This window comes from Sulfuricurvum sp. (assembly GCF_028712165.1).
In the GTDB taxonomy this organism is placed as follows: Bacteria; Campylobacterota; Campylobacteria; order Campylobacterales; family Sulfurimonadaceae; genus Sulfuricurvum.
Map to the genome: position 1 here is coordinate 1 of NZ_JAQTQR010000010.1, position 19,173 is coordinate 19,173.

General features: G+C 44.8%; 22 protein-coding genes. 8 read left to right on the forward strand and 14 right to left on the reverse strand.

All coding sequences use genetic code 11. The features are described 5' to 3' along the window. Nucleotides 1–10: 10 nt before the first annotated feature. From PHP90_RS02770 to PHP90_RS02780, 3 genes are read right to left on the reverse strand one after another with little or no spacing between them, the layout of a single operon-like run. Nucleotides 11–1,015: a glycosyltransferase family 9 protein gene (locus PHP90_RS02770; RefSeq protein WP_299924889.1), complete on the reverse strand. Its 1,005-nt coding sequence runs from the start codon at nt 1,013–1,015 to the stop codon at nt 11–13. 2 nt (nt 1,016–1,017) lie between these two features. Then, complete coding sequence (locus PHP90_RS02775; protein ID WP_299924892.1) at nt 1,018–2,106, reverse strand: glycosyltransferase family 4 protein; 1,089 nt, start codon at nt 2,104–2,106, stop codon at nt 1,018–1,020. Continuing rightward, nucleotides 2,096–2,854 (reverse strand): glycosyltransferase family 2 protein, encoded by a 759-nt coding sequence (locus PHP90_RS02780; RefSeq protein ID WP_299924895.1) that lies wholly within the window; start codon nt 2,852–2,854, stop codon nt 2,096–2,098. The genes PHP90_RS02775 and PHP90_RS02780 overlap by 11 nt, the downstream gene beginning before the upstream one ends. 78 nt (nt 2,855–2,932) lie before the next feature. Here PHP90_RS02780 and PHP90_RS02785 point away from each other — a divergent pair, with 78 nt between their 5' ends. After that, nucleotides 2,933–3,700 (forward strand): lipopolysaccharide kinase InaA family protein, encoded by a 768-nt coding sequence (locus PHP90_RS02785; RefSeq protein ID WP_299924898.1) that lies wholly within the window; start codon nt 2,933–2,935, stop codon nt 3,698–3,700. On the opposite strand, the gene PHP90_RS02790 is transcribed toward PHP90_RS02785, so the two are convergent. Further along, nucleotides 3,660–4,631, reverse strand: coding sequence for a glycosyltransferase family 9 protein (locus PHP90_RS02790; RefSeq protein ID WP_299924901.1), 972 nt, complete (start codon nt 4,629–4,631; stop codon nt 3,660–3,662). The genes PHP90_RS02785 and PHP90_RS02790 overlap by 41 nt on opposite strands. A gap of 54 nt (nt 4,632–4,685) precedes the next feature. Here PHP90_RS02790 and PHP90_RS02795 point away from each other — a divergent pair, with 54 nt between their 5' ends. Beyond that, nucleotides 4,686–5,858, forward strand: a complete 1,173-nt coding sequence (locus tag PHP90_RS02795; RefSeq protein WP_299924904.1) for a glycosyl hydrolase — start codon at nt 4,686–4,688, stop codon at nt 5,856–5,858. Beyond that, nucleotides 5,855–6,814 (forward strand): lipopolysaccharide heptosyltransferase II, encoded by a 960-nt coding sequence (gene waaF / locus PHP90_RS02800; protein ID WP_299924907.1) that lies wholly within the window; start codon nt 5,855–5,857, stop codon nt 6,812–6,814. Before PHP90_RS02795 ends, waaF begins: the two co-directional genes overlap by 4 nt. Here waaF and PHP90_RS02805 read toward each other — a convergent pair. The 3 genes from PHP90_RS02805 to rfaD are packed head-to-tail and all read right to left on the reverse strand — an operon-like array spanning nt 6,798 to nt 9,819. After that, the gene (locus tag PHP90_RS02805) at nt 6,798–7,385 is read right to left on the reverse strand and encodes a YfaZ family outer membrane protein (protein WP_299924910.1); all 588 of its coding nucleotides are present in this window, start codon (nt 7,383–7,385) and stop codon (nt 6,798–6,800) included. The two genes, waaF and PHP90_RS02805, sit on opposite strands and share 17 nt — an antisense overlap. Continuing rightward, on the reverse strand, nt 7,379–8,812 hold the full coding sequence (gene rfaE1, locus PHP90_RS02810; RefSeq protein ID WP_299924913.1) for a D-glycero-beta-D-manno-heptose-7-phosphate kinase: 1,434 nt from the start codon (nt 8,810–8,812) through the stop codon (nt 7,379–7,381). Before rfaE1 ends, PHP90_RS02805 begins: the two co-directional genes overlap by 7 nt. Then, nucleotides 8,812–9,819 (reverse strand): ADP-glyceromanno-heptose 6-epimerase, encoded by a 1,008-nt coding sequence (rfaD, locus tag PHP90_RS02815; RefSeq protein ID WP_299924915.1) that lies wholly within the window; start codon nt 9,817–9,819, stop codon nt 8,812–8,814. The genes rfaE1 and rfaD overlap by 1 nt, the downstream gene beginning before the upstream one ends. 126 nt (nt 9,820–9,945) lie before the next feature. On the opposite strand from rfaD, the gene PHP90_RS02820 reads away from it, so the two are divergent. Beyond that, nucleotides 9,946–10,242 carry a c-type cytochrome gene (locus PHP90_RS02820; protein WP_299924918.1) on the forward strand — a complete coding sequence of 99 codons (297 nt, stop codon included), beginning with the start codon at nt 9,946–9,948 and terminating at the stop codon, nt 10,240–10,242. A 39-nt stretch (nt 10,243–10,281) separates the two neighbouring features. Here the strand turns inward: PHP90_RS02820 and ccoS are convergent, their stop codons facing one another. The 6 genes from ccoS to trpS all read right to left on the reverse strand — a co-directional run bounded on the left by ccoS (nt 10,282) and on the right by trpS (nt 15,546). Continuing rightward, nucleotides 10,282–10,500: a cbb3-type cytochrome oxidase assembly protein CcoS gene (ccoS, locus tag PHP90_RS02825; protein WP_299924921.1), complete on the reverse strand. Its 219-nt coding sequence runs from the start codon at nt 10,498–10,500 to the stop codon at nt 10,282–10,284. Between the two features lie 110 nt (nt 10,501–10,610). Next, nucleotides 10,611–13,004: a heavy metal translocating P-type ATPase gene (locus tag PHP90_RS02830; protein ID WP_299924924.1), complete on the reverse strand. Its 2,394-nt coding sequence runs from the start codon at nt 13,002–13,004 to the stop codon at nt 10,611–10,613. Further along, nucleotides 12,997–13,476, reverse strand: coding sequence for an asparaginase domain-containing protein (locus tag PHP90_RS02835; protein ID WP_299924927.1), 480 nt, complete (start codon nt 13,474–13,476; stop codon nt 12,997–12,999). The genes PHP90_RS02830 and PHP90_RS02835 overlap by 8 nt, the downstream gene beginning before the upstream one ends. Further along, the gene (gmhB, locus tag PHP90_RS02840; protein WP_299924930.1) at nt 13,476–13,982 is read right to left on the reverse strand and encodes a D-glycero-beta-D-manno-heptose 1,7-bisphosphate 7-phosphatase; all 507 of its coding nucleotides are present in this window, start codon (nt 13,980–13,982) and stop codon (nt 13,476–13,478) included. The genes PHP90_RS02835 and gmhB overlap by 1 nt, the downstream gene beginning before the upstream one ends. Next, nucleotides 13,983–14,570 (reverse strand): D-sedoheptulose 7-phosphate isomerase, encoded by a 588-nt coding sequence (gmhA, locus tag PHP90_RS02845; RefSeq protein ID WP_299924935.1) that lies wholly within the window; start codon nt 14,568–14,570, stop codon nt 13,983–13,985. Between the two features lie 10 nt (nt 14,571–14,580). Further along, nucleotides 14,581–15,546, reverse strand: a complete 966-nt coding sequence (gene trpS / locus PHP90_RS02850) for a tryptophan--tRNA ligase (protein ID WP_299924937.1) — start codon at nt 15,544–15,546, stop codon at nt 14,581–14,583. A gap of 105 nt (nt 15,547–15,651) precedes the next feature. Between trpS and raiA the strand changes: the two genes are divergently transcribed. The 3 genes from raiA to PHP90_RS02865 all read left to right on the forward strand — a co-directional run bounded on the left by raiA (nt 15,652) and on the right by PHP90_RS02865 (nt 17,022). Beyond that, entirely contained in the window at nt 15,652–15,990 is a 339-nt protein-coding gene (gene raiA, locus PHP90_RS02855) for a ribosome-associated translation inhibitor RaiA (protein WP_299924941.1), read from the forward strand. Nucleotides 15,991–15,994: 4 nt separating this feature from the next. Beyond that, complete coding sequence (gene trxC, locus PHP90_RS02860; RefSeq protein WP_299924944.1) at nt 15,995–16,426, forward strand: thioredoxin TrxC; 432 nt, start codon at nt 15,995–15,997, stop codon at nt 16,424–16,426. A 149-nt stretch (nt 16,427–16,575) separates the two neighbouring features. Further along, nucleotides 16,576–17,022, forward strand: a complete 447-nt coding sequence (locus PHP90_RS02865; RefSeq protein WP_299924947.1) for a CopD family protein — start codon at nt 16,576–16,578, stop codon at nt 17,020–17,022. Nucleotides 17,023–17,048: 26 nt separating this feature from the next. Here the strand turns inward: PHP90_RS02865 and der are convergent, their stop codons facing one another. Then, nucleotides 17,049–18,578 (reverse strand): ribosome biogenesis GTPase Der, encoded by a 1,530-nt coding sequence (gene der / locus PHP90_RS02870; RefSeq protein WP_299924950.1) that lies wholly within the window; start codon nt 18,576–18,578, stop codon nt 17,049–17,051. A gap of 127 nt (nt 18,579–18,705) precedes the next feature. On the opposite strand from der, the gene PHP90_RS02875 reads away from it, so the two are divergent. Next, complete coding sequence (locus PHP90_RS02875; protein WP_299924953.1) at nt 18,706–19,161, forward strand: phosphoribosyltransferase family protein; 456 nt, start codon at nt 18,706–18,708, stop codon at nt 19,159–19,161. The last annotated feature ends 12 nt before the right edge of the window (nt 19,162–19,173 follow it).

Consider the following 19,173-nt stretch of genomic DNA (forward strand, 5'->3'; position numbering starts at 1 on the left):
AGCCGAGTATTTAAAAACTGCTCATTGATGTTTTAAGACTTTCAAAAACCCGTTCAACCGATGGCATCGAACCATCCGGTTCAAAAACAGCAGTATGCAGCGCTGTATAAGGCAAATATCGGTACGGCACAGTAGAAAAGAAGATTCCCACAGTGGCCGTATTCGATGCGATCGCCATATTGCGTATTCTCGTATCATTGCATACAACCGCCTGAGAATGGGCAAGATATTCCATCATATTGTCCAAAGGGAGTGCTTCGAGTTTTTTCACATTGGCATACTGAGAAAAATCGGTCATTACATCATCCACTTTTTCGTTGATGCCGATCCCCTCCAATACGATATGTTCATATCCCGGATATTGGTGTGCCATTTTTTGGATCAAACTGCTAAAATTCCCCTTCGGCCATTGTTTGGACGGAACCGAAGCTCCCATAAAATAGACGATTCGAGACTCTTTTTTATCTGCATTTTTATACCCGTAATCAATCTCCAAGTGTTTGGGCGCTCCAAAGATATAGAGCATATGTAGCAAAGTTTCGACCTCAGGTACCAAATCCGAACGCAACAAACTGATATCGAAAAAGAGGAAATTTTTAACTCGACGATACGGAAACCCTATTTTTACTTTAGCCTTATTCAAAAAACATATAACGCCGGACAAGCCGCTATCGGTCATATCAAATAATAAATCGTGATTACCCAACTCCCGTATTTGTTTGTAGCGTGATAAAAAGGAGGTTTTTTTGCCCTCTCTTTTTTTATGTACCGTATGTACACGATCCACCAAATCCAATGGTGCACCGTAACTGTACGTGTCAATAATACTTAAAGTGATTGTTGCATTCGGGAAAAAAGCACGTGCTTGAACTAAAAAAGGGCGCAAGACCATCATATCCCCTATTGACGCATGACGGATGATCGCAATAGAACGGACCGATTCGGGAGAGATGTCCCTAGCAATGTTTTTTGCTTTTTTAGATGCCCATGCACCTTTTTCAAACCATAATTTCATTCTTACACTTTCCGTAAAGTTTGTTGCAACAGCTTAAACTGTTTTTGACTTTCAAACATTTCCATCGCTTTGAGTTGTCCCGCTTTTGCGAACTCAAAACGTATATGAGTATCATACGCAAGTCTCTCTAATTTAACGCTCAAATCATCGCTGTCAAACGTTTTAAACAACAGCCCGTTGATCTCATTGTCAATAATCTCCAACGGCCCGCCGCTGTCACTGGCGACAACACAGACCCCGCACATCATCGCTTCGATCAGAACCAGTCCGAACGTCTCTTTTTCAGTCGCCAAAACGACCGTATCGCATACCTGCATCAACGTCTGAGCTTCATTGGTAAATCCGGTGAAAACAGCGATATCACGGTATTCTTCTTGTAAGCGGAGCAGATATGCCTCATCCATCGTATGACCGACGATCAGCACTTTGGCATCGATCCCTTTTTTGGAGAGTTTCATGAGCGCTTCGAGTACCAGATGCTGCCCTTTTTGAGCCTCTATCCGCCCCACTATTCCGACTGTAAACGATTTTCCTAATCCCAACCGTTTACGACGGGATTGCTTTTCCTCTTCGGAAATAATCGCGGGTTGATCGGCACCGATGTAGAGTACTTCTACTTTCGGCCGAACCTCCTCTGGGATAAATTTTTCAATCTGTGTTTTAACCTGCTGAGTCACTGCGAGCATCATATCCAGATTTTTATACAGATATCGGTGGTAAAAATCGTTTTTGAACCGGGTCATTGTCATATGGCGCGACTGTACGACACGAGGTTTGCGTTTGGAAATCCGTTTTGCCATAATGGCGAGAGGAAGGTCTTTTGTCCAGTGCAGATGCACGACATCAATATTTTCCTGATCAATAATTTCCGCAAGGGCACGGGCACTGAACCATGAGAAAAGTGTATTACGACGTTTCAGTGGGACAAAAGGAAGTCCATGTGTTTCGTACTGTTCTCTCAATTTCCCTTTTTCATTGATAACGCTGACGCATTCGCTATGTTCACCGAGATAATGTGAAGCTCGCATCATATAAAGTTCCAATCCCCCCAAATCGGGAGAGAGACACAGTTCGCAAATCTTATTCGCCACGTTGATTCTTTTGTTCGAGATTCAATTCATAGAGCTTGATGTATTTGTAAAAATTGGTCGCCATATGGGAAAATGCGATAATAAGCCCCGCATAACCGTCCAAAAACCCCCGTTTGAGGATATAGGTACGGAAGAATGAATAAAGCCCGTTAAAAAACGCTTTGGCGGGAGAAGAGGATTTTTTGCCGACGTTATCGGTTGCGAACAGGGTCGAATAACGATCGGCTTTGATGACAAATTCCGAAATGCTCTGATAAGGATAATGGCTGAAACTGTTATGAAGCGTATAACGGCTCAGCCCTTCACTCAAAATATGTTCATGGACGTGTTTATCGCTGTATCGGGTCGTTTTGCGGTTATAGATACGGACGATTTCATCTGCGCCCCAGCAATGGCGGATTTCAGTACTCTTGTAAAAGTTTTTACGTAACAGGGTATAAACCGTTTTCGGCTCAAGCGCCAGCGACATAATCTCACGAACAATCGCTTCGTCCATCACTTCATCCGCATCAAGGGAGAGAATCCAATCGTGCACGGCATATTCCGCCGCCGCATTTTTCGTCGGACCGAAACCGATAAACTCCCCTTCTACGAGTTGGACGTTCGAATACGTTGAAGCGATTGCGGCTGTGTCGTCCGTCGATCCGTTGTTGTAGACGACAACATCATCAAAAGCTTTCAGACTCTCCAAACACGAAGAGAGTGTTGCGGCTCCGTTTTTGACAATTATTACGACGGAAACACCCATTCTTTCAGCCTTTCAGTATCATCCAACAGAGTTTTTAGTATCATATCACACCCTCTCTTAAGGACTTTTCTAACTCCTATGAATATCCGATACGAATATAATCCGGCATTTGAATCCCTCAAACCCTCGTTTGAAGCGATCCGAACCATTTTTGCCCAAGACGATCACTCGATCCACAAAGCCCGTAATGAACTCAAAATCATTGATATTCAGGGAATTAAGACCGTCGTAAAATCGTTTAAAGTCCCACATGTGATAAACCGTATCGTCTATTCTAATTTTCGTCACAGCAAAGCCTACAAATCGTATCACAATGCTCTGCGTTTGCGAGAACTCGATATTTCGACCCCTCAGCCGATTGCTCTCATCGAGTTCTTTGAGTCAGGGTTATTAGCGGACAGTTATTTCATCAGCGAATATTTTGAGTACGATTTCACCATTCGCACTCCGCTGCTTGAACCGCTAAGCGATCGGGAAGCCATTTTCAAAGCGTTTGCCGAGTACACCTATGAACTCCATCGCAAAGGGGTATGGCATCTGGACTACTCGCCGGGCAACATTCTAATCCGACGCACAGGTGACATGTACGCATTCAGTATCGTCGATATTAACCGGATGGAGTTTCGAGAAATCACCCCGATTCAAGGATGCGAAAATTTTAATAAACTGTGGGCAAGCGATGAGGAACTCGAAATCATGGGACGTGAATACGCTCGGCTCAGCGGTCTGGACGAAAATATCGCAATCCGTGAAATGCAACGGCATAACAACGCCAACAAACGGGTCAAAAACTTCAAAAAAAGGCTCAAGAAAGCAATGAAAGGCGATTTTTCAGCTCTTTCTTAACCCTCTCAAACATCTCTGTGCGTCCCTGCGGATTGAGGGGGATCATAAAGTGATGCTGTACCTCTCCGATACTTTTCCACCGCAATGCCGAAGCAAAACGGGTATCGGCGAAAAACGTAAATGTCTCGCACCCTACTGCACTGGCCAAATGGTACGTCCCCGTCGACGTACTTATAAACAGTTTAAAACTGCTCAAAAGCTTGGCAAAATCGACCACACTTCCTACTGAGCGGTATAGGACTACCCTGCTCCCGCCCAATGCATTTTTCGCTTCGTTGTACAGTTTTTCCTCATCCGGACCGAACGTCATAACCACATCAATATTCGACTCTGCCTCTGCAATGCGAACCAGCTCTATGTACTCTTTGAACGTCCAGTTGGCATCCGAGGAACCGCCGAAACCAGGGTGAAACGCTACCACCGGTTTGGTCACTCCATATTCGGCACAAAATTCCGAATAGGCTTTTTCGGCCCCCTCAAAGTGCAAAAGCGGTTTGGGAAAATCGAGTGAAATATCACTAAAAAGTGCTTTAGTCAGCTCTAAATTGTACTCAAATTCCGCCATCTTCACTTCGCTTCGGCGTTGTGTGATGCGGCGGTTGTAAAAAATTTGGGCTATTTTTGTGGCCGGGGCGATACGCAGAGGAATACGCGCTATCCATTGCGCAAGTGCAACACGGGTGTTGGAAAACAGGGTAATAGACGCATCAATTTGGGCTTGTTTGATTTTAAAGGCAAGTTCTAAAATATCATCCCCGCTATCAACGATCACCTCATCAATAAAATCACATGACTCCGCTAATGTACGGTTCAGAGGAGCTACGAGAGCGATGATACGGTTAGAAGGGTTATGATGTTTTAAAACATACAGAGTCGGCAATGCGGTGATAAAATCACCCAGTTTGTCATTACGCACTACCAAAATATTCATTGTTCACCCTTGTTTGAATAGGGTTATTTTACCCAATATCGCTATAATCTCACCATGAAAGAACCATTCGTTTGGGATCATTATTCCGATCAGCCTGCCATCATTAGAGACAAAGCATTAAAACGTGCCATGCGGCGCAGTGCTCTTCCTTCGCTGATCAAAACATTTTGTATTGCTTTGCTCACCCTGCCGGTTGCCATTCTCATGATGCCGTTTATTCCTCGCCGTTCCATCACCGCAAAATACTTTTTCGGTATCGGGGTAAACCTCGATAAAGAACCCAATACAACCCCGTATCTGATCGAAGAGCTTGGGGTCAAAAAACTCCTGATCCGCATCCCACTGTGGGACATGGAACGACTACACGAATACGTCACCTTTATCCGCTCTTTTAAGGATAAAGAGATCACCGTTGCATTGCTCCAAGACCGTGAACATATCACGAGCCCCGATATGAGCCGAGATCATTTCATCCAAATATTCGAAGCACTGAATGGGATTTGCCATACCTATATTGTCGGTTCAACCATCAACCGTGCCAAATGGGGATTTTTCAGTGTCAATGAATATCTCGATTTTTATTCGGTTGCCTATGAACTCAAAAAAGAGCGCTTTCCCCATATCAAACTGATCGGTTCCAACGTCATCGATTTCGAATACCATTTCACCGCCCATACCCTCTTCAACCTCAAACCCATCCGATACGATGCACTCGGAACTCTTCTCTACGTCGATCGCCGCGGTGCTCCCGAAAACACCCAAATTGGATTTGATTTGAGAGGGAAAATACGTTTTCTAGCTGCTTTGATGCGATTAAGTGCCAAAACCTCTGATGAGTTAATCATTACCGAGACCAACTGGCCGATCAAAAACACCGCCCCGTATGCTCCGACCAGTGAAACAGAGTGTGTAAGCGAAGAGGATTACAGGGATTATATGGTTCGATATCATCTCCTCGCATTTGCATCACAGCAAGTGGATTGCGTTTTTTGGCATCAGCTCATCGCCCCGGGATACGGACTAATCGACAACCGCGAAGGTATACGCAAACGAAATACGTATGATGCCTATAGAACTATGCTATCGCATTTAAATGACGCCGAATTTATGCGCTATCGTACGGAAAATGAGAAGCATTTACTCGTCTGTTCCACCCCGAGAGGAGAATTGCATATTTCATGGGATCTAACTTCTACCCCACTCTACACCTATAAGGCAGCTTCGTGAAAATACTCATCATTCTCCCCAACTGGCTCGGCGACGCTGTAATGGCAACCCCCGCCATCGAAGCACTGTGTGTTGTCTACCCCGAAGCAGAGCTTACATTGGTCGGTTCGTTTGTAAGTATCGAAGCGTTGAAATATCATCCCCAATGCGTACGCCATTATGTCGATGAAACGAAAAAAGGGGGCAATCGTCTCCTCAATACCCTGAGATTTGCTCGGGAGCTGGGTCGCCATGACCTCGGGATAACATTTCGCAATCAGCTCCATTCTTCCCTTCTGCTATCATGGACGAAAACACCGGTGAGTGCAGGTCGGAAGAGCTGGCATTCAAAACTTTTTCTTACCCATGCGATCAAACCGCACCACCCTTCCCATCTGGTGGAACAGTACCGCGATATCGCCCAAAGTCTGAGTTCGTCGCCACTTATCATCAAAAACCTCAAACTGCATATTCCCCTTCATCCGTATAAACGCCCTACCCTCGGAATCAATCCGGGGGCAACCTATGGAAGCGCCAAACGATGGTATCCTGAAAAGTTTGCCGAAGTAGCGCGTGCTTTGAGTGAACGATTCGACATTATCCTTTTCGGCGGCCCCAATGAAGTAGGAATGGCCAACGATATCGAAACCCGACTAAACGGTGTAAACGTGACCAATCTCGCAGGAAAAACGTCGATTCAGGAGTTATGCAGTTTTATCGGCGGATTGGATCTGTTTATCACCAACGACAGCGGCCCGATGCACGTAGCCGCGGCCTATCAGGTACCGACGGTGGCAATCTTCGGCCCGACACGCCATTTGGAAACATCACAATGGATGAATGAAAAAAGTATTATCGTGAGACATGATATGGAGTGTGCGCCGTGTATGAAGCGTGAATGCCCGCTCGGACATCACGAATGTATGAAAAGTATTACAGCAGCAGAAGTAATTGAAGCTGCTAAAAGTCTAATCTAAGCCCGAAATACCATGAACTGTTATAGGTCACATCACGGTTTTTGATGTTGGTATCGATTTTTCGGTATCCTACTTCGACCCGGCCGTTATCGATCGGCTCAGCATCCAGATGCAAACGTGTTTCCAAATACGAATCCCCGTCTTTGAAGCTCAACACCGAAGGGGCATAATAGAGCGATCCCCCCAGGTAAAACGGAAAAGGGGTATTCAAAGGGAGTAAAAGTTCCGCTTCGGCACCCAATGGAATCGCCGCATACGTATTACCGTCGAATTTGGTGTATTCTCCCTTGATGCCGAGTCCCAGTTTCAATCCTTGAACACCTTGCACCGGTCGCATCACCATAAATGAGACCTCCATAAGCGGATCCGTATTGGCAATCGTATTGCTGTTGTTGTTATCCCCGTTTAAAAAACGTGCCCCAATATAGGTGTTTTGCATCGCATTTCCCATACGGCCCATATCTAATCGAACTTGTCCTTCAACATCCCTGCTGTTCACATTTGCTTCGATTTGGTGTGCGGCGAACGCTCCGCTACTGATCAAAGCGCATAAAATTATTTTTTTTAGCATAGTGTCCCTTCATTAATCCGAGCTATTGTAGCCGTCGTGCTTTTGCCGTCCACGAACTGCACCAGTCTCAATTCCTTAGCAAATTCCGCTCCAACAACCGATTTACCCTCATAATCTCCCCCTTTGACAAGGATATCGGGAGCAATATTCTTAATGAGTTCATACGGAGTTTCATCACTAAACATCACCACAAAATCGACCGATTCGAGCGCAGCTAAAATATAGGCACGATCCGCTTCAGAATTGACCGGACGTGTCGGCCCTTTCAGGGTACGAACCGAACTGTCAGAATTGAGCCCGACGATCAATACATCCCCGTAGCTTTTCGCCTCTTGGAGATATTTGACATGTCCGACATGGAGAATATCGAAACACCCATTGGTAAAGACGACTTTTTTCCCTTCGCGTTTTAAGCGCTCGGAAAGTGCAAAAATTTCTTCTTGCGTTTTAATATGCATTTCCGAAGTACTTTGATGCAAACTGGAGGCATATTCCTCAATTTCGGCGAGTGTGACGGTAGCCGAACCGATTTTACCGACGACAACGGCTGCAGCATGATTTGCAAAAGGGGCCGCTTCATCGATGCTCAGTCCGGCACTCAGTGCAAATGAGAGAGATGCGATCACTGTATCCCCCGCACCTGTCACATCATAGACCTCTTTGGCTACGGTTGGAAAGCGCCGCATGCTTTTGTCATAAATCGCAATACCGTCTTCGGAGAGGGTGATCATCGAACATTCCAAAGAACATGTTTCTTTGAGATTTACAAGCGCTTTTTGGAGACTCTTGTCATCTTTGATCACGATCCCTGTCGCCTCAGAGGCCTCTTTTTTATTCGGTGTCAGCAAATAGGCGCCGCGGTATTTTCGGTAATCTTTGCCCTTAGGATCCACCAACACTTTTTTCCCTGCCGCTTTTGCCGTGGCGATTATCCCGCCTGCGACGGCATCGGTAATAACCCCTTTTCCGTAATCGGAGAGGATGATAATATCGCACGTATCGATGATATCAATAATGTACGAGACGATAGCGCGCTCGCTCACTTTATCAATCGACTCTTTGGATTCCTTGTCGTAACGCAAAATTTGCTGATTCGAAGCAATAATCCGGCTTTTTTTGGATGTTTTACGCCCTGTTTGCCGTATCAAACCGTTACTGTTTACACCGATATCCGAAAGCATATTGCGTAATTCTTCGCCGTTTTCATCGTCTCCGATGACGCCGGCTACACTTACTTTGGCACCCAAAGCAATTAGATTGTTGATTACATTTCCCGCACCGCCGAGAACTGTCGTCTCACGAGAGATATCGACGACCTGTACCGGAGCTTCAGGAGAGATACGTTCACATCCTCCCCACAAATAATGGTCAATCATCAGATCACCGATTACAAGAATATGAGGATGAATATCATTTAACTGTTTCATCAGAGTTCCTGCTCAAACAGACGCTTGATTTCCGGTACGTAAGCCGCAATCCCCTCTTCAAAACTAAAGCGCGGTTCATATCCCAAAATAGCTTTTGTGGACTCGATATCGGCTTCCGTGTGGAATTGATAGCGTCCGATATACGGGTTAGGGATGTATTCGCAGCTCAAAGATGTTCCCAGTTCGCTTTGGAGGATATCCACCATCGATTGAAACGATCGCGCCTTTCCGGTTCCGACATTGAAAACACCGTTCTCTTTCGGATTCATTGCGAGGACATTAGCTTGAATGATATCTTCGATAAAGATGAAATCGCGCAGAATTTGATCTGAGTTTTCAAACAGTTTCGGGTTTTTCCCCGCCAACAGCTGATGACCGAATTGTACGACCATCGATGCGGTTTTGTTTTTGAAAAATTCTCTAGGCCCGTACACATTAAAATATCTTAATCCGACAATACTGATATGATCGTATTTCTTGGTGTATTTATGCGCCAAATGATCCATCATCAATTTTGAAAAACCGTAAACGTTTTGAGGAGCTTCCCGTCCTACACGCTGTGGAGAAGGGGCATCACCATAAGTGGCTCCGGAGGAAGCATAAATCATATTGGCACCGTGAGCCACGGCGATATCGAGGAGATCTTTAAACGCGTTGACATTGGTTTGAATCATCAAATCCTGTTCTAACGCCGTGGTATCGGAGATTGCCGCTTCGTGAAAAATATAGTCAAATTGATAATCGCGTTTGAGCTTTGAAAGCAATGTACTGTCATTGATATCACCACTGATCACTTCACCCTGAAATCCCAAAAGATTTTTAAAGTGACCGAAACTTCTGAGATTACCGTTCGATAACGTAATATTCGAGCGAAAAAGATCCAATACCACAACATGAACTTCAGGATAATTCTCCTGAAAATAAAAAGCGAGATTGGAACCGATAAAGCCCGCTCCTCCCGTGATTAAAATGGTTTTTCGATTCAAATCGGCAGAACTGTAGCGCATATATATTTCCTCTAAATACAGGTAGTAGCATATTGTAACAAAGCTTCTATTAAAGGAGAGAAATGTTAGAGTGATTTAAGATTGCTAAGACTATAATGACGACGAAATTTTTAATGGAGAAAACAAATGAAAAAAATTGCTCTCGCAATGTTGTTCGCTGGTGTATCTTTGATGGCTGCCGATGGTAAAGCCCTAACTGCTAAATGTGCTGCTTGCCATGGTGCTTCTTTCGAAAAAGCTGCTCTTGGTAAATCACCTATCGTAAAAGGTTTGTCTGCAGAAGCTATCGAAACTGCTCTTAAAGGGTACAAAGCTGGTACTTTGAACAAAGCTGGAATGGGTGCATTGATGAAAGGTCAAGTTGGAGCTTACTCTGACGCTGATATCAAAGCAATCGCTGCTTACATCGCAACTATCAAATAATACCTCACTCGCCGCACTTGCGGTGAGTCTCTTCATAATTTATTCCGGTTTATATTCCCGTTTATTCATTGCTTCTTGTTTACGCTGTTGATTGGCAGCATCGTTGAGTTCCGCTTCGTCATCAAACTGTACTTGATTCATCATCTTGGTCTCATCGTCAAACTGACCGTTTTTGATACCCCACATAAAAGCCGCCAACGCTATTCCGCCTAAAAAGATCGATGCACCGAGCATCATCGCGATTACCCAAGAGTCCATAATATTCCTTTTTACACACCAAAGGAATACATCCCTTTGGTTACATTAACACTGGGTTCTCTTCGGCAGAGAGCCCGCGTGCAGTAAACCGCACTTACAATTTTACCTTTTTATTTGTAGAGCCATCGAACCCGCATCGAATTACCGACAACGAGGAGCGAACTAAACGACATCGAAATTGCCGCAATCAACGGTATCACATACCCCATCATCGCAAGCGGAATCGTAATCGAATTGTATACCAGTGAGATACCCAGATTTTGTTTAATCAAACCGTATGTCTTGCGACTGATACCGAACGCTTCCGTTAATGACGTCAACGAATCATTCATCAGCACTACATCGCTCACTTCAATCGCAATATCACTTCCATTTCCCATCGCAATAGCAATATCAGCCGCCGCCAATGCCAACAGGTCATTTACACCGTCCCCTGCCATTACAACGATATGTCCGTCCTGATGTGCCGACGCGATAAATGCCGCTTTCCCCTCCGGAGTAAGATGAGCATGTACCTCATCAATCCCCACCTCTTTTGCTACGCGATGTGCCGCCGCTTCATGATCACCTGTAAGCATCACAACACGAAGGCTGGAGCGTTTTAATATTTCTATCGACTCATGTGCCCTTGCTTTAGGAAGATCGCGAAGTTCATAGACTGCGACAAGAAGATTATCTACCGCATAATAAAAAATACTTTTATCGCTAACGGCATCCACAGCGATGCCCAGTTCTTTCATCAGCAGCGCATTCCCTCCGGCAACTACTACACCGTTTGCACGCCCTACCATACCGCGTGCAGGAATTTCACGTACCTCTTCGAGACTGGTTGAATCTACCCCTTCCTCCGTGCGTTCCAAATATTCCAGTACCCCTCTGCTGATCGGATGTTTGGATGAAGAGACAAGCGTATGCAATACATTATGATCAAACGGATGATGGAGTGTCGCATAAACCACTTCGGGACGCCCCTGAGTTATCGTGCCGGTTTTATCCAATACCACCATCGTCGCTTTTGCCATCGTCTCGATCTGAGCTGCCGATTTAAAGAGGATTCCTCTCTTTGCCCCCAAAGCCAATCCTACCAGCGTTGCCACCGGAGTTGCAAGAGCCAATGCACACGGACAGGCAATGATTATGACTGAAATCCCGACCATAAGAGAGCGATCAAAACTGTGCGGCCAAAAGAGCCATGTCCAAAACGTCGCAATTGCCAAAAAGAGAATCGTAGAGGAAAAATGCTGCGAGAGACGATTAGCAAGCTGCTCGATCGAGGGTTTTTGCGCCATGGCGTTCTCTAAGAGATTCACCAAATTCGAAAGTGTCGAATGAGCAAAATCTTTCGTTGAACGGTAATGGATCAGGGCATCGATACTCGTCGTACCGCTGATGATTTTGTCACCGAGGCGTTTAAATATAGGTTCCGATTCTCCGGTAAGGTTGGATTCATCAAAGCTCCCCTCACCAGAGATCACTTCACCGTCGATTGCTGAACGTTCACCGCTGCGGATGACGATGACATCTCCCACTTTGACTTCGTTGACATCGACGGAACGGATAGTCTCTCCCTCTAGGATACTGACTTCGCGCGGAATATGTTTTCCTATAATATCGAGCGTATCGGCAGCATTTTTGCGACTGAGGACTTCGAGAAATTTCCCGAACAGTACGAAGGTAATAATCATCGCTACCGAATCAAAATAGGCTTCCCCTTTTTCAAACACGGTTATATAGATAGAATAGAGATATGCCAGACTCGATCCCGTAACGACGAGCAGATCCATCGTAACGGCACGATTTCGTAGCCCGTAATAGGCTCCGCGATAAAAAATCCATCCGCTGTAAAAGAGTACCGGTGTTGCTAAAAACCACTCCGCCACGTTGAGAATCGTTTTGACGTCTTGGGTAATTCCCGTAAAATATCCCGCATACTGTGCAACGGCAATCCACATCATATTCATCGTTGCAAACGTCGCTACCGCCATCCGCAGGTAATAATCTTTACGCTCTTTATTCGCACGTACTTCCTGCAATGAGGCATCATACGGAAATGCGTTGTACCCGATTGCACGGATCATATCGATAATGCCAGAGAGCTTGACACTCTCAGGATTCCAGGTAATACGGGCTTTGTTGTTCGTATAGTTGATATGAGCTTCGATCACCCCTTCCATCTTATGGAGTGCTTTTTCATTTAGCCACACACATGCGGCACAATGGATCCCCTCAATCACAAGAGAAACTTGAAAGAGTCCCTCTTTCGTTGTCGTTACAAAACGCTCATGAAAAGCAGGAGTGTCAAAATTGGTGCTTGCTTCGAACTGTTCGGTCGGAGGAGAGAGGGTCGTATCCCCCATTTTGGAATAAAAACTCTCCAACCCTTCGTCTTTGAGAAGATGAAAAATACCTCGACAGCCGTTACAGCAGAAACGGTACTCTCCGTCATGGATCATTACGTCATCGCTAAATTCCAGATGACAGTGATCGCATTTGACTTTAGACATATTCAAACTTCCCTAACCCTTTATTTTTCTTCACCTGATCGTATGGACCCATAACACCTTGCATCACAATGTGAACACCGTTTTGTGCATTCTGAGCATATCCGATTGCCATAGAAAGATTGGCCGTTGCTTCGATAGGATTAATACCAAAGGGGATCATCGCTCCGGTAAAAACAATCACTTTATCCAATCCCAGACTTGCTACGTATTCGGCACTCAGATCCATTGTATCGGTACCGTGAACGACAATAATAATTTTTTCCTCCAATGAAGAAACAGTGTGCGCCAGCACTGAGCGATCATGGTTATCCATCTCCAAAGAGTCTTTATAAAGCACCCCTTGAAGCGGGATAGAAATCACCATTGATTCTATAATTTGTTCAATAGCTAGATTGTCGTTCGGAACAAACAGCTCCCCTTTGATCGGATCATACCGTTTATTGAATGTGCCACCCGTATTGAGTATCCGCATCAGAGTAGCTCCCGCAGTGAATGAATAATCGTATTGGCTTTTGATACAGCTGCTTCAGATGAGAGGAGAATATTCATTCCGACTCCCGCTTTCAAAGCGGCTTCAATATCCCGTTCATTATCACCGATCATTACCGAGGAGGCCATATCCAATTCATATTCTTTTTGCGCAGACAAAAACATACCCGGTTCCGGTTTACGGCACTCGCATACACCGTCAATACTCTCATGATGAGGACAATGGTAGATATGGGTGATCGTAATACCAAACTCTTTGAAATGTTCTACCATCCATTGACTCAAAAGAGCAAAATCCTCTTCCGTATAGTAGCCCCGTGAAATACCCGATTGATTGGTCACGACAATAATCAAATACCCCTGTTCCTGATACCTATGACATACGTCAACAATTCCCTCCATGAGTTCAAAATCTTCGATTTTATGGAGGTAATTTTTTTCAACATTCACTACGCCGTCACGGTCGAGAAAAAGGGCTTTTTTTGACACTTATGCTACTCCGCCGCCGAAAAGCTCTTTTTCAATAATATCGCAGAGTATATGCCCGATCAGAATATGAGATTCTTGGATACGCGGTGTAGCATTGGAAGGAATAATAATCGCATAATCGGCCATTGCCGCCATTTTACCGCCGTCACGTCCGACGAGCGCCACGGTAGTTACCCCGCGGTCTTTTGCCGATTCAAACGCGTTGATAATGTTTTGCGAATTTCCGGACGTAGAGATACCGATAAACAAATCTCCTTCCTGCGCCATCCCCTCGAGCTGACGTGAAAACACTTTGTCATAACCGTAATCGTTTCCAATGGCCGTAAGGTTAGACGTATCGGTAGTAAGCGCTAAAGAAGGGATCGAAGGACGGTCAAAACCGTATCGTCCGACTAATTCTGCCGCAATATGCTGTGCATCGGCAGCGGATCCGCCATTACCTGCAAGCATCGTCTTTTTTCCCTGACGATAGACTTCAACACAGGCTTTTGCTACAGTTACGATCGTATCTAAAAGAGTCTCATTCTCTAAAATCGCTTGTTTCGTCGCCGCCGAATCGGCGATTTGTTTGATGATATAGTTTTTCATCTTGATTCCTTTAATACTTGATTCCGGTTACGGAGCGGACTTTATCGATAATCGGTTGCGCCGCTGCACTCGCTTTTGCCGCACCTGCATGCAAAATTTCCCGAACTTCATCCTGATGCGCTTCAAAATAGGCTCGGCGCTCGCGATACGGACGAAAATATTCCCAAATGACATCATGGGTATAGAGTTTGAAATGACCATGCCCCTCGCCTCCGCGCTTATAACGCTCTTGCAAGGCTTGCGTCTGTTCATAATCCAAAAAGAGTTTGGCGATATTATAAACATTACAATCTTCATACTCTTTTGGTTCTTCCATCGGAACCGCTTCGGTCACGATTTTTTTGATAATTTTCGATTGAATCTTCTCTTCCGAAAAAATCGGGATCGTATTACCGTAACTTTTCGACATCTTTTGGCCGTCAATTCCCGGAACAGTAGCAACGTTCTCATCCACACGAAATTCTGGGATCGTGAAAATATCGCCGTGTTGGTTGTTGAACTTGATTGCGATGTCGCGTGCAATCTCGACATGTTGTATCTGATCTTTCCCAACCGGAACAACTTCAGAGCCAAACAATAAAATATCTGCCGCCATAAGGACCGGATACGAAAAAAGGCTGTGATTGCTCGCGATCCCTTTGGCCACTTTGTCTTTATAGCTGTGCGCCCGTTCCAAAAGCCCCATCGGAGTAAATCCCGATAATACCCAGTAGAGTTCAAGAACTTCTTTCACATCCGACTGTACCCAAAAAGTACTTTTTTCCGGATCCATTCCAAGTGCCAAAAAGTCAGTTGCTGCCTGCATCGTCAATTTGGAAAGACGCTCTCCGTCGCTAATCGTCGTCATTGCATGATAATTTGCCAAAAAAGCAAATACTTCATGCTCTTTTTGCGATTCAACCATCGGTTTGATTGAACCAAAATAATTTCCGATATGTAAATCACCAGATGTCTGGATACCCGTTAAAACTCTCACAATAACTCCTTGAACATAAAGTAATTTTACCGCAGAGTCTCTTAAGCTTCCTCTTAAGAAAAGATATGCTATATTTTTCGATAGTTCAACATAAAAGGATTCATTATGAATGTCCAAATTCGCTCTAAAGAAGTAAAACTTACTCAGCATCTTAACGACCATATTGCTACCGCTATTGAAAATTTCAAACGTTACCATTTGGACATTACGACCGTCAATGTTATGATCACAAAAGAGAAAAAAGGGGTTGGCGTTGAATTTGATATGCATATCGCTCATGCGCAACCCGTCGTTATTTCAGATGTCGACGAAGATCTCGACACTGCAATCGATATGGCGATTGAACGGGCGAACAAAGCGCTTCGTCGACTCCATGATAAAGTAAAAGACCACCATGCCACTTCACTTCGAGAAATTGAAGTTATCGAAGAAGCAGCAGAGTAAGACGATGAGTAAAATCAACATCGTCTGCCCCCATTGCGGGGGTGTCAATGCTATCCCTGTAAAAGATTCCTACACAAAAGCTGCTTGCGGGCACTGCAAAGCTTCCCTTCTCGATACCAAGCCTATCTCTGTAGATGCTTCATCGTTTGATCGATTGATGCTCAATGATGAACGACTCATAATCGCTGATTTTTGGGCACCGTGGTGCGGACCGTGCCGGAGTATGGCACCCTCCTTCGAAGAAGCAGCTCGCCAGTTCCCTCTCAAAGCGCAATTTATCAAAATCAATACGGAAGAGCAGCAACAGCTTGGCGGGCGTTTCGGTATCCGATCCATTCCGACTGTCATCGCTTTTAGAAACAATCGTATCGTCGATCAGTTCAGCGGCGCCTTGCCGGCTCCCCAAATTATTGCCTTTGTCAAAAAGAATCTGTAACAATTAATCTTTTTTCGCTATCCTTCCATTATCTCGGTTAACGTCCGCACGCAGCAAAGCTCCGCTGGACTACGCTAACGCTGAGTTTCCTTCGGCAGGATGCCCACATGCAGTTACACCGCGCTCATTTTTTCATTTAGGATTTCATTATGTATAACTGGATTTTGTGGTTTCATATCATCTCGATGGTCTCATGGTTTGCCGTGCTTTTCTATCTTCCACGCCTTTTCGTTTACCATGTCGAAAACGGAACCAATCATGGATTTATCGAAGTGGTAGAAGTCATGGAGATGAAGATTTACAAATACATCGGCATTCCTGCATTTTGGGCAACATTGCTTTCGGGAACTGCGCTGATTATCCTGTCAACACAGCACTATAACGGGGTAAATGTATTTCAAATGGGGGGATGGATGCATGCCAAACTAACTTTGGTAGCTATCTTAACTGCCTATTTCTTCTCTCTTGGACATTACCGTCTCAAACTCAAAGAAAATACAGCCTATAAAAGCGGGAAGTTTTTTCGAATGTATAATGAAGTACCCACCCTCTTATTGATGGGTATTGTTGCACTTGTTGTTATAAAACCGTTTTAACACTCAAAAGCCATACGGCTTTTGTTTTACCACATCGACCGAGTTTTATGTGTTTTCGGTTTACGGCTTTGGTTTTTCGCTTTCGCTTTAAAGAGTACCGGAGTCCCTTCAAAATCAAACTGCTCTCGCAACTGATTCGTCAAATATCGGCGGTAGCTGAAATGAAGTCCCTGCGGTTTATTCATAATCAAAGCGATGCGCGGAGGACGGATATCGTATTGTGTTGCGAAATAGAGACGAATATTCATACCGTTGATACTCGGCAGGATATGTTTGCGCATTGCCGCTTGGATCACTTCGTTCAGTTTTCCGGTAGAAATACGCTGTGAATAGTTCTCATTGATTTTGAGGAGCATATCGAAAATCTTATGAACCCGCTGTTTGCTTTGCGCCGAGATTGTAACGATCGGAGCATAACTCAAAAATTTAAATCGATCACGGACTTCGGCAATGATTTTGTCGTAATCTTCTCGCGGAGCCATATCCCATTTATTAAGGACGATCAAACATGCGAGACGGTTTTTATCGACAAACCCGGCAATTTTCTCATCCAAGTCCATGAACGGCTGTGACGCGTCGAGTACCAGCAATGCGATATCTGCCGTTTCGAGCATCTCTTCGGTACGCATTAGAGCGTATTTTTCGATTCCGAGGATTTTTCCCCGTTTACGAATCCCTGCTGTATCGATAAAAGTAATCTGCTTATCTTGGTATTCTACCGTCTCATCGATCGGATCAATCGTTGTTCCGGCAACCGAACTGACTACTGAGCGGTCTTCTCCGAGCAATGCGTTAAGAAGTGAACTTTTCCCGACGTTGACACGGCCGATAATCGCCACTTTCATCTGGTTGACATCACCCGCTTCATACTCTTTGACGATTCCGCGATAGGCCTCTTCGAGTGCTTCTATCGATGTTTCCTCTTCTTCGTCATCCTCTTCGGGAATAAAGAATCCATCATCATCTTCATCGTCGAACTCTTCATCATCCGAAGAGGCTTTCAATGCCGCATCAAACCCGTCCATCTCATCTTCTTCTGCGACATCAGGTTCAGGGGTTACAATAGAAGAGTCTGGAAGTTCTGATGCAATCCAGTTCAAAAGCGGCAAAACCGATCGGTTATGAGCGACCGAAATTCCGAAGATACGATCCGTCCCGAATTCATAATATTCCCAAAGCTTCTCTTGCATTTTGTCATTATCGATTTTATTGACAACCAAAGCAATCGCTTTTCCCATCGATTCAAGCTCATAAAAAAGCTTTTTATCATCCTCTTCCGGAAGACTTTTACCGTCTACCATAAAGAGGATAATGTCGGCTTCATGTGCCGCTTTTAGGGATTTTTCTTTAATCCGGTCGAAAAGTTCACACCCTTCATCCAATCCACCCGTATCGAGGATTTCTACCTCTTTATCCACCACAACGGCAACCCGTTTTTTGACATCTCTCGTCGTCCCTGCCTGCTCGGAGGTAATGGCATCACGCTGTTTGAGCAAACGGTTAAAGAGAGAACTTTTGCCGACATTCGGACGACCGATAATCGCTAATTTTTTCATACATTTCCTAGTGTTTATGCCAGTATGAGATAATAACCTCGTTTGGCTGTGCGCATGGTGCGTTGATAGCTACGCTTTTAATTGATATATTATTATAGCGCAGATGCCCTTATGATATGATTTCAAAATGATATACTATGATTATAAACGATTTTGTACCGATGTTCAACACTTAAGCGAACAATGCAAACCCTTTGAAGCAGATACGATTCTCGCTGTTGCACGAGGCGGGATGAGCCTTGCTCATGCCCTTTCTATGGCGTTGGATGTCCGCAATTTGCACACTATCCGGGTAGAGAGTTATGATGGGGATTCCCAACGCGATAAGGTGAGCATTTTAAGTCAGTGCGATCTCACCGGTTCGCGACAGGTTCTGGTCGTGGATGATATTGTCGACAGCGGCCGGACACTTTTCGCGCTTCTTCCGATACTCCGTTTACAAAATCCCACTTGCGAATTTAAAGTCGCAACTCTCTTTACCAAACCGACCGCATTAATGCAACCAGACTTTTCCTTACATGAAGCTACGGATTGGATCGACTTTTTTTGGGAAAGAGATTTTTTAAAAAAGGGTTCGCTATAATCCGCTCAACCA

Excerpts from the sequence above, each read along its gene's own strand:
- PHP90_RS02835 (WP_299924927.1), bottom strand. The coding sequence starts at position 13,476 with ATGCGGATACTCAATACGGGTGGCACATTCAATAAACGGTATGATCCG.
- PHP90_RS02790 (WP_299924901.1), bottom strand. The coding sequence starts at position 4,631 with ATGAATATTTTGGTAGTGCGTAATGACAAACTGGGTGATTTTATCACC.
- PHP90_RS02830 (WP_299924924.1), bottom strand. The coding sequence starts at position 13,004 with ATGTCTAAAGTCAAATGCGATCACTGTCATCTGGAATTTAGCGATGAC.
- PHP90_RS02875 (WP_299924953.1), top strand. The coding sequence starts at position 18,706 with ATGATATACTATGATTATAAACGATTTTGTACCGATGTTCAACACTTA.
- PHP90_RS02805 (WP_299924910.1), bottom strand. The coding sequence starts at position 7,385 with ATGCTAAAAAAAATAATTTTATGCGCTTTGATCAGTAGCGGAGCGTTC.
- raiA (WP_299924941.1), top strand. The coding sequence starts at position 15,652 with ATGAATGTCCAAATTCGCTCTAAAGAAGTAAAACTTACTCAGCATCTT.
- PHP90_RS02820 (WP_299924918.1), top strand. The coding sequence starts at position 9,946 with ATGAAAAAAATTGCTCTCGCAATGTTGTTCGCTGGTGTATCTTTGATG.
- ccoS (WP_299924921.1), bottom strand. The coding sequence starts at position 10,500 with ATGGACTCTTGGGTAATCGCGATGATGCTCGGTGCATCGATCTTTTTA.
- rfaE1 (WP_299924913.1), bottom strand. The coding sequence starts at position 8,812 with ATGAAACAGTTAAATGATATTCATCCTCATATTCTTGTAATCGGTGAT.
- PHP90_RS02780 (WP_299924895.1), bottom strand. The coding sequence starts at position 2,854 with ATGGGTGTTTCCGTCGTAATAATTGTCAAAAACGGAGCCGCAACACTC.
- der (WP_299924950.1), bottom strand. The coding sequence starts at position 18,578 with ATGAAAAAATTAGCGATTATCGGTCGTCCGAATGTCGGCAAAAGTTCT.
- rfaD (WP_299924915.1), bottom strand. The coding sequence starts at position 9,819 with ATGCGCTACAGTTCTGCCGATTTGAATCGAAAAACCATTTTAATCACG.
- gmhA (WP_299924935.1), bottom strand. The coding sequence starts at position 14,570 with ATGAAAAACTATATCATCAAACAAATCGCCGATTCGGCGGCGACGAAA.
- trxC (WP_299924944.1), top strand. The coding sequence starts at position 15,995 with ATGAGTAAAATCAACATCGTCTGCCCCCATTGCGGGGGTGTCAATGCT.
- PHP90_RS02795 (WP_299924904.1), top strand. The coding sequence starts at position 4,686 with ATGAAAGAACCATTCGTTTGGGATCATTATTCCGATCAGCCTGCCATC.
- PHP90_RS02785 (WP_299924898.1), top strand. The coding sequence starts at position 2,933 with ATGAATATCCGATACGAATATAATCCGGCATTTGAATCCCTCAAACCC.
- PHP90_RS02865 (WP_299924947.1), top strand. The coding sequence starts at position 16,576 with ATGTATAACTGGATTTTGTGGTTTCATATCATCTCGATGGTCTCATGG.
- PHP90_RS02770 (WP_299924889.1), bottom strand. The coding sequence starts at position 1,015 with ATGAAATTATGGTTTGAAAAAGGTGCATGGGCATCTAAAAAAGCAAAA.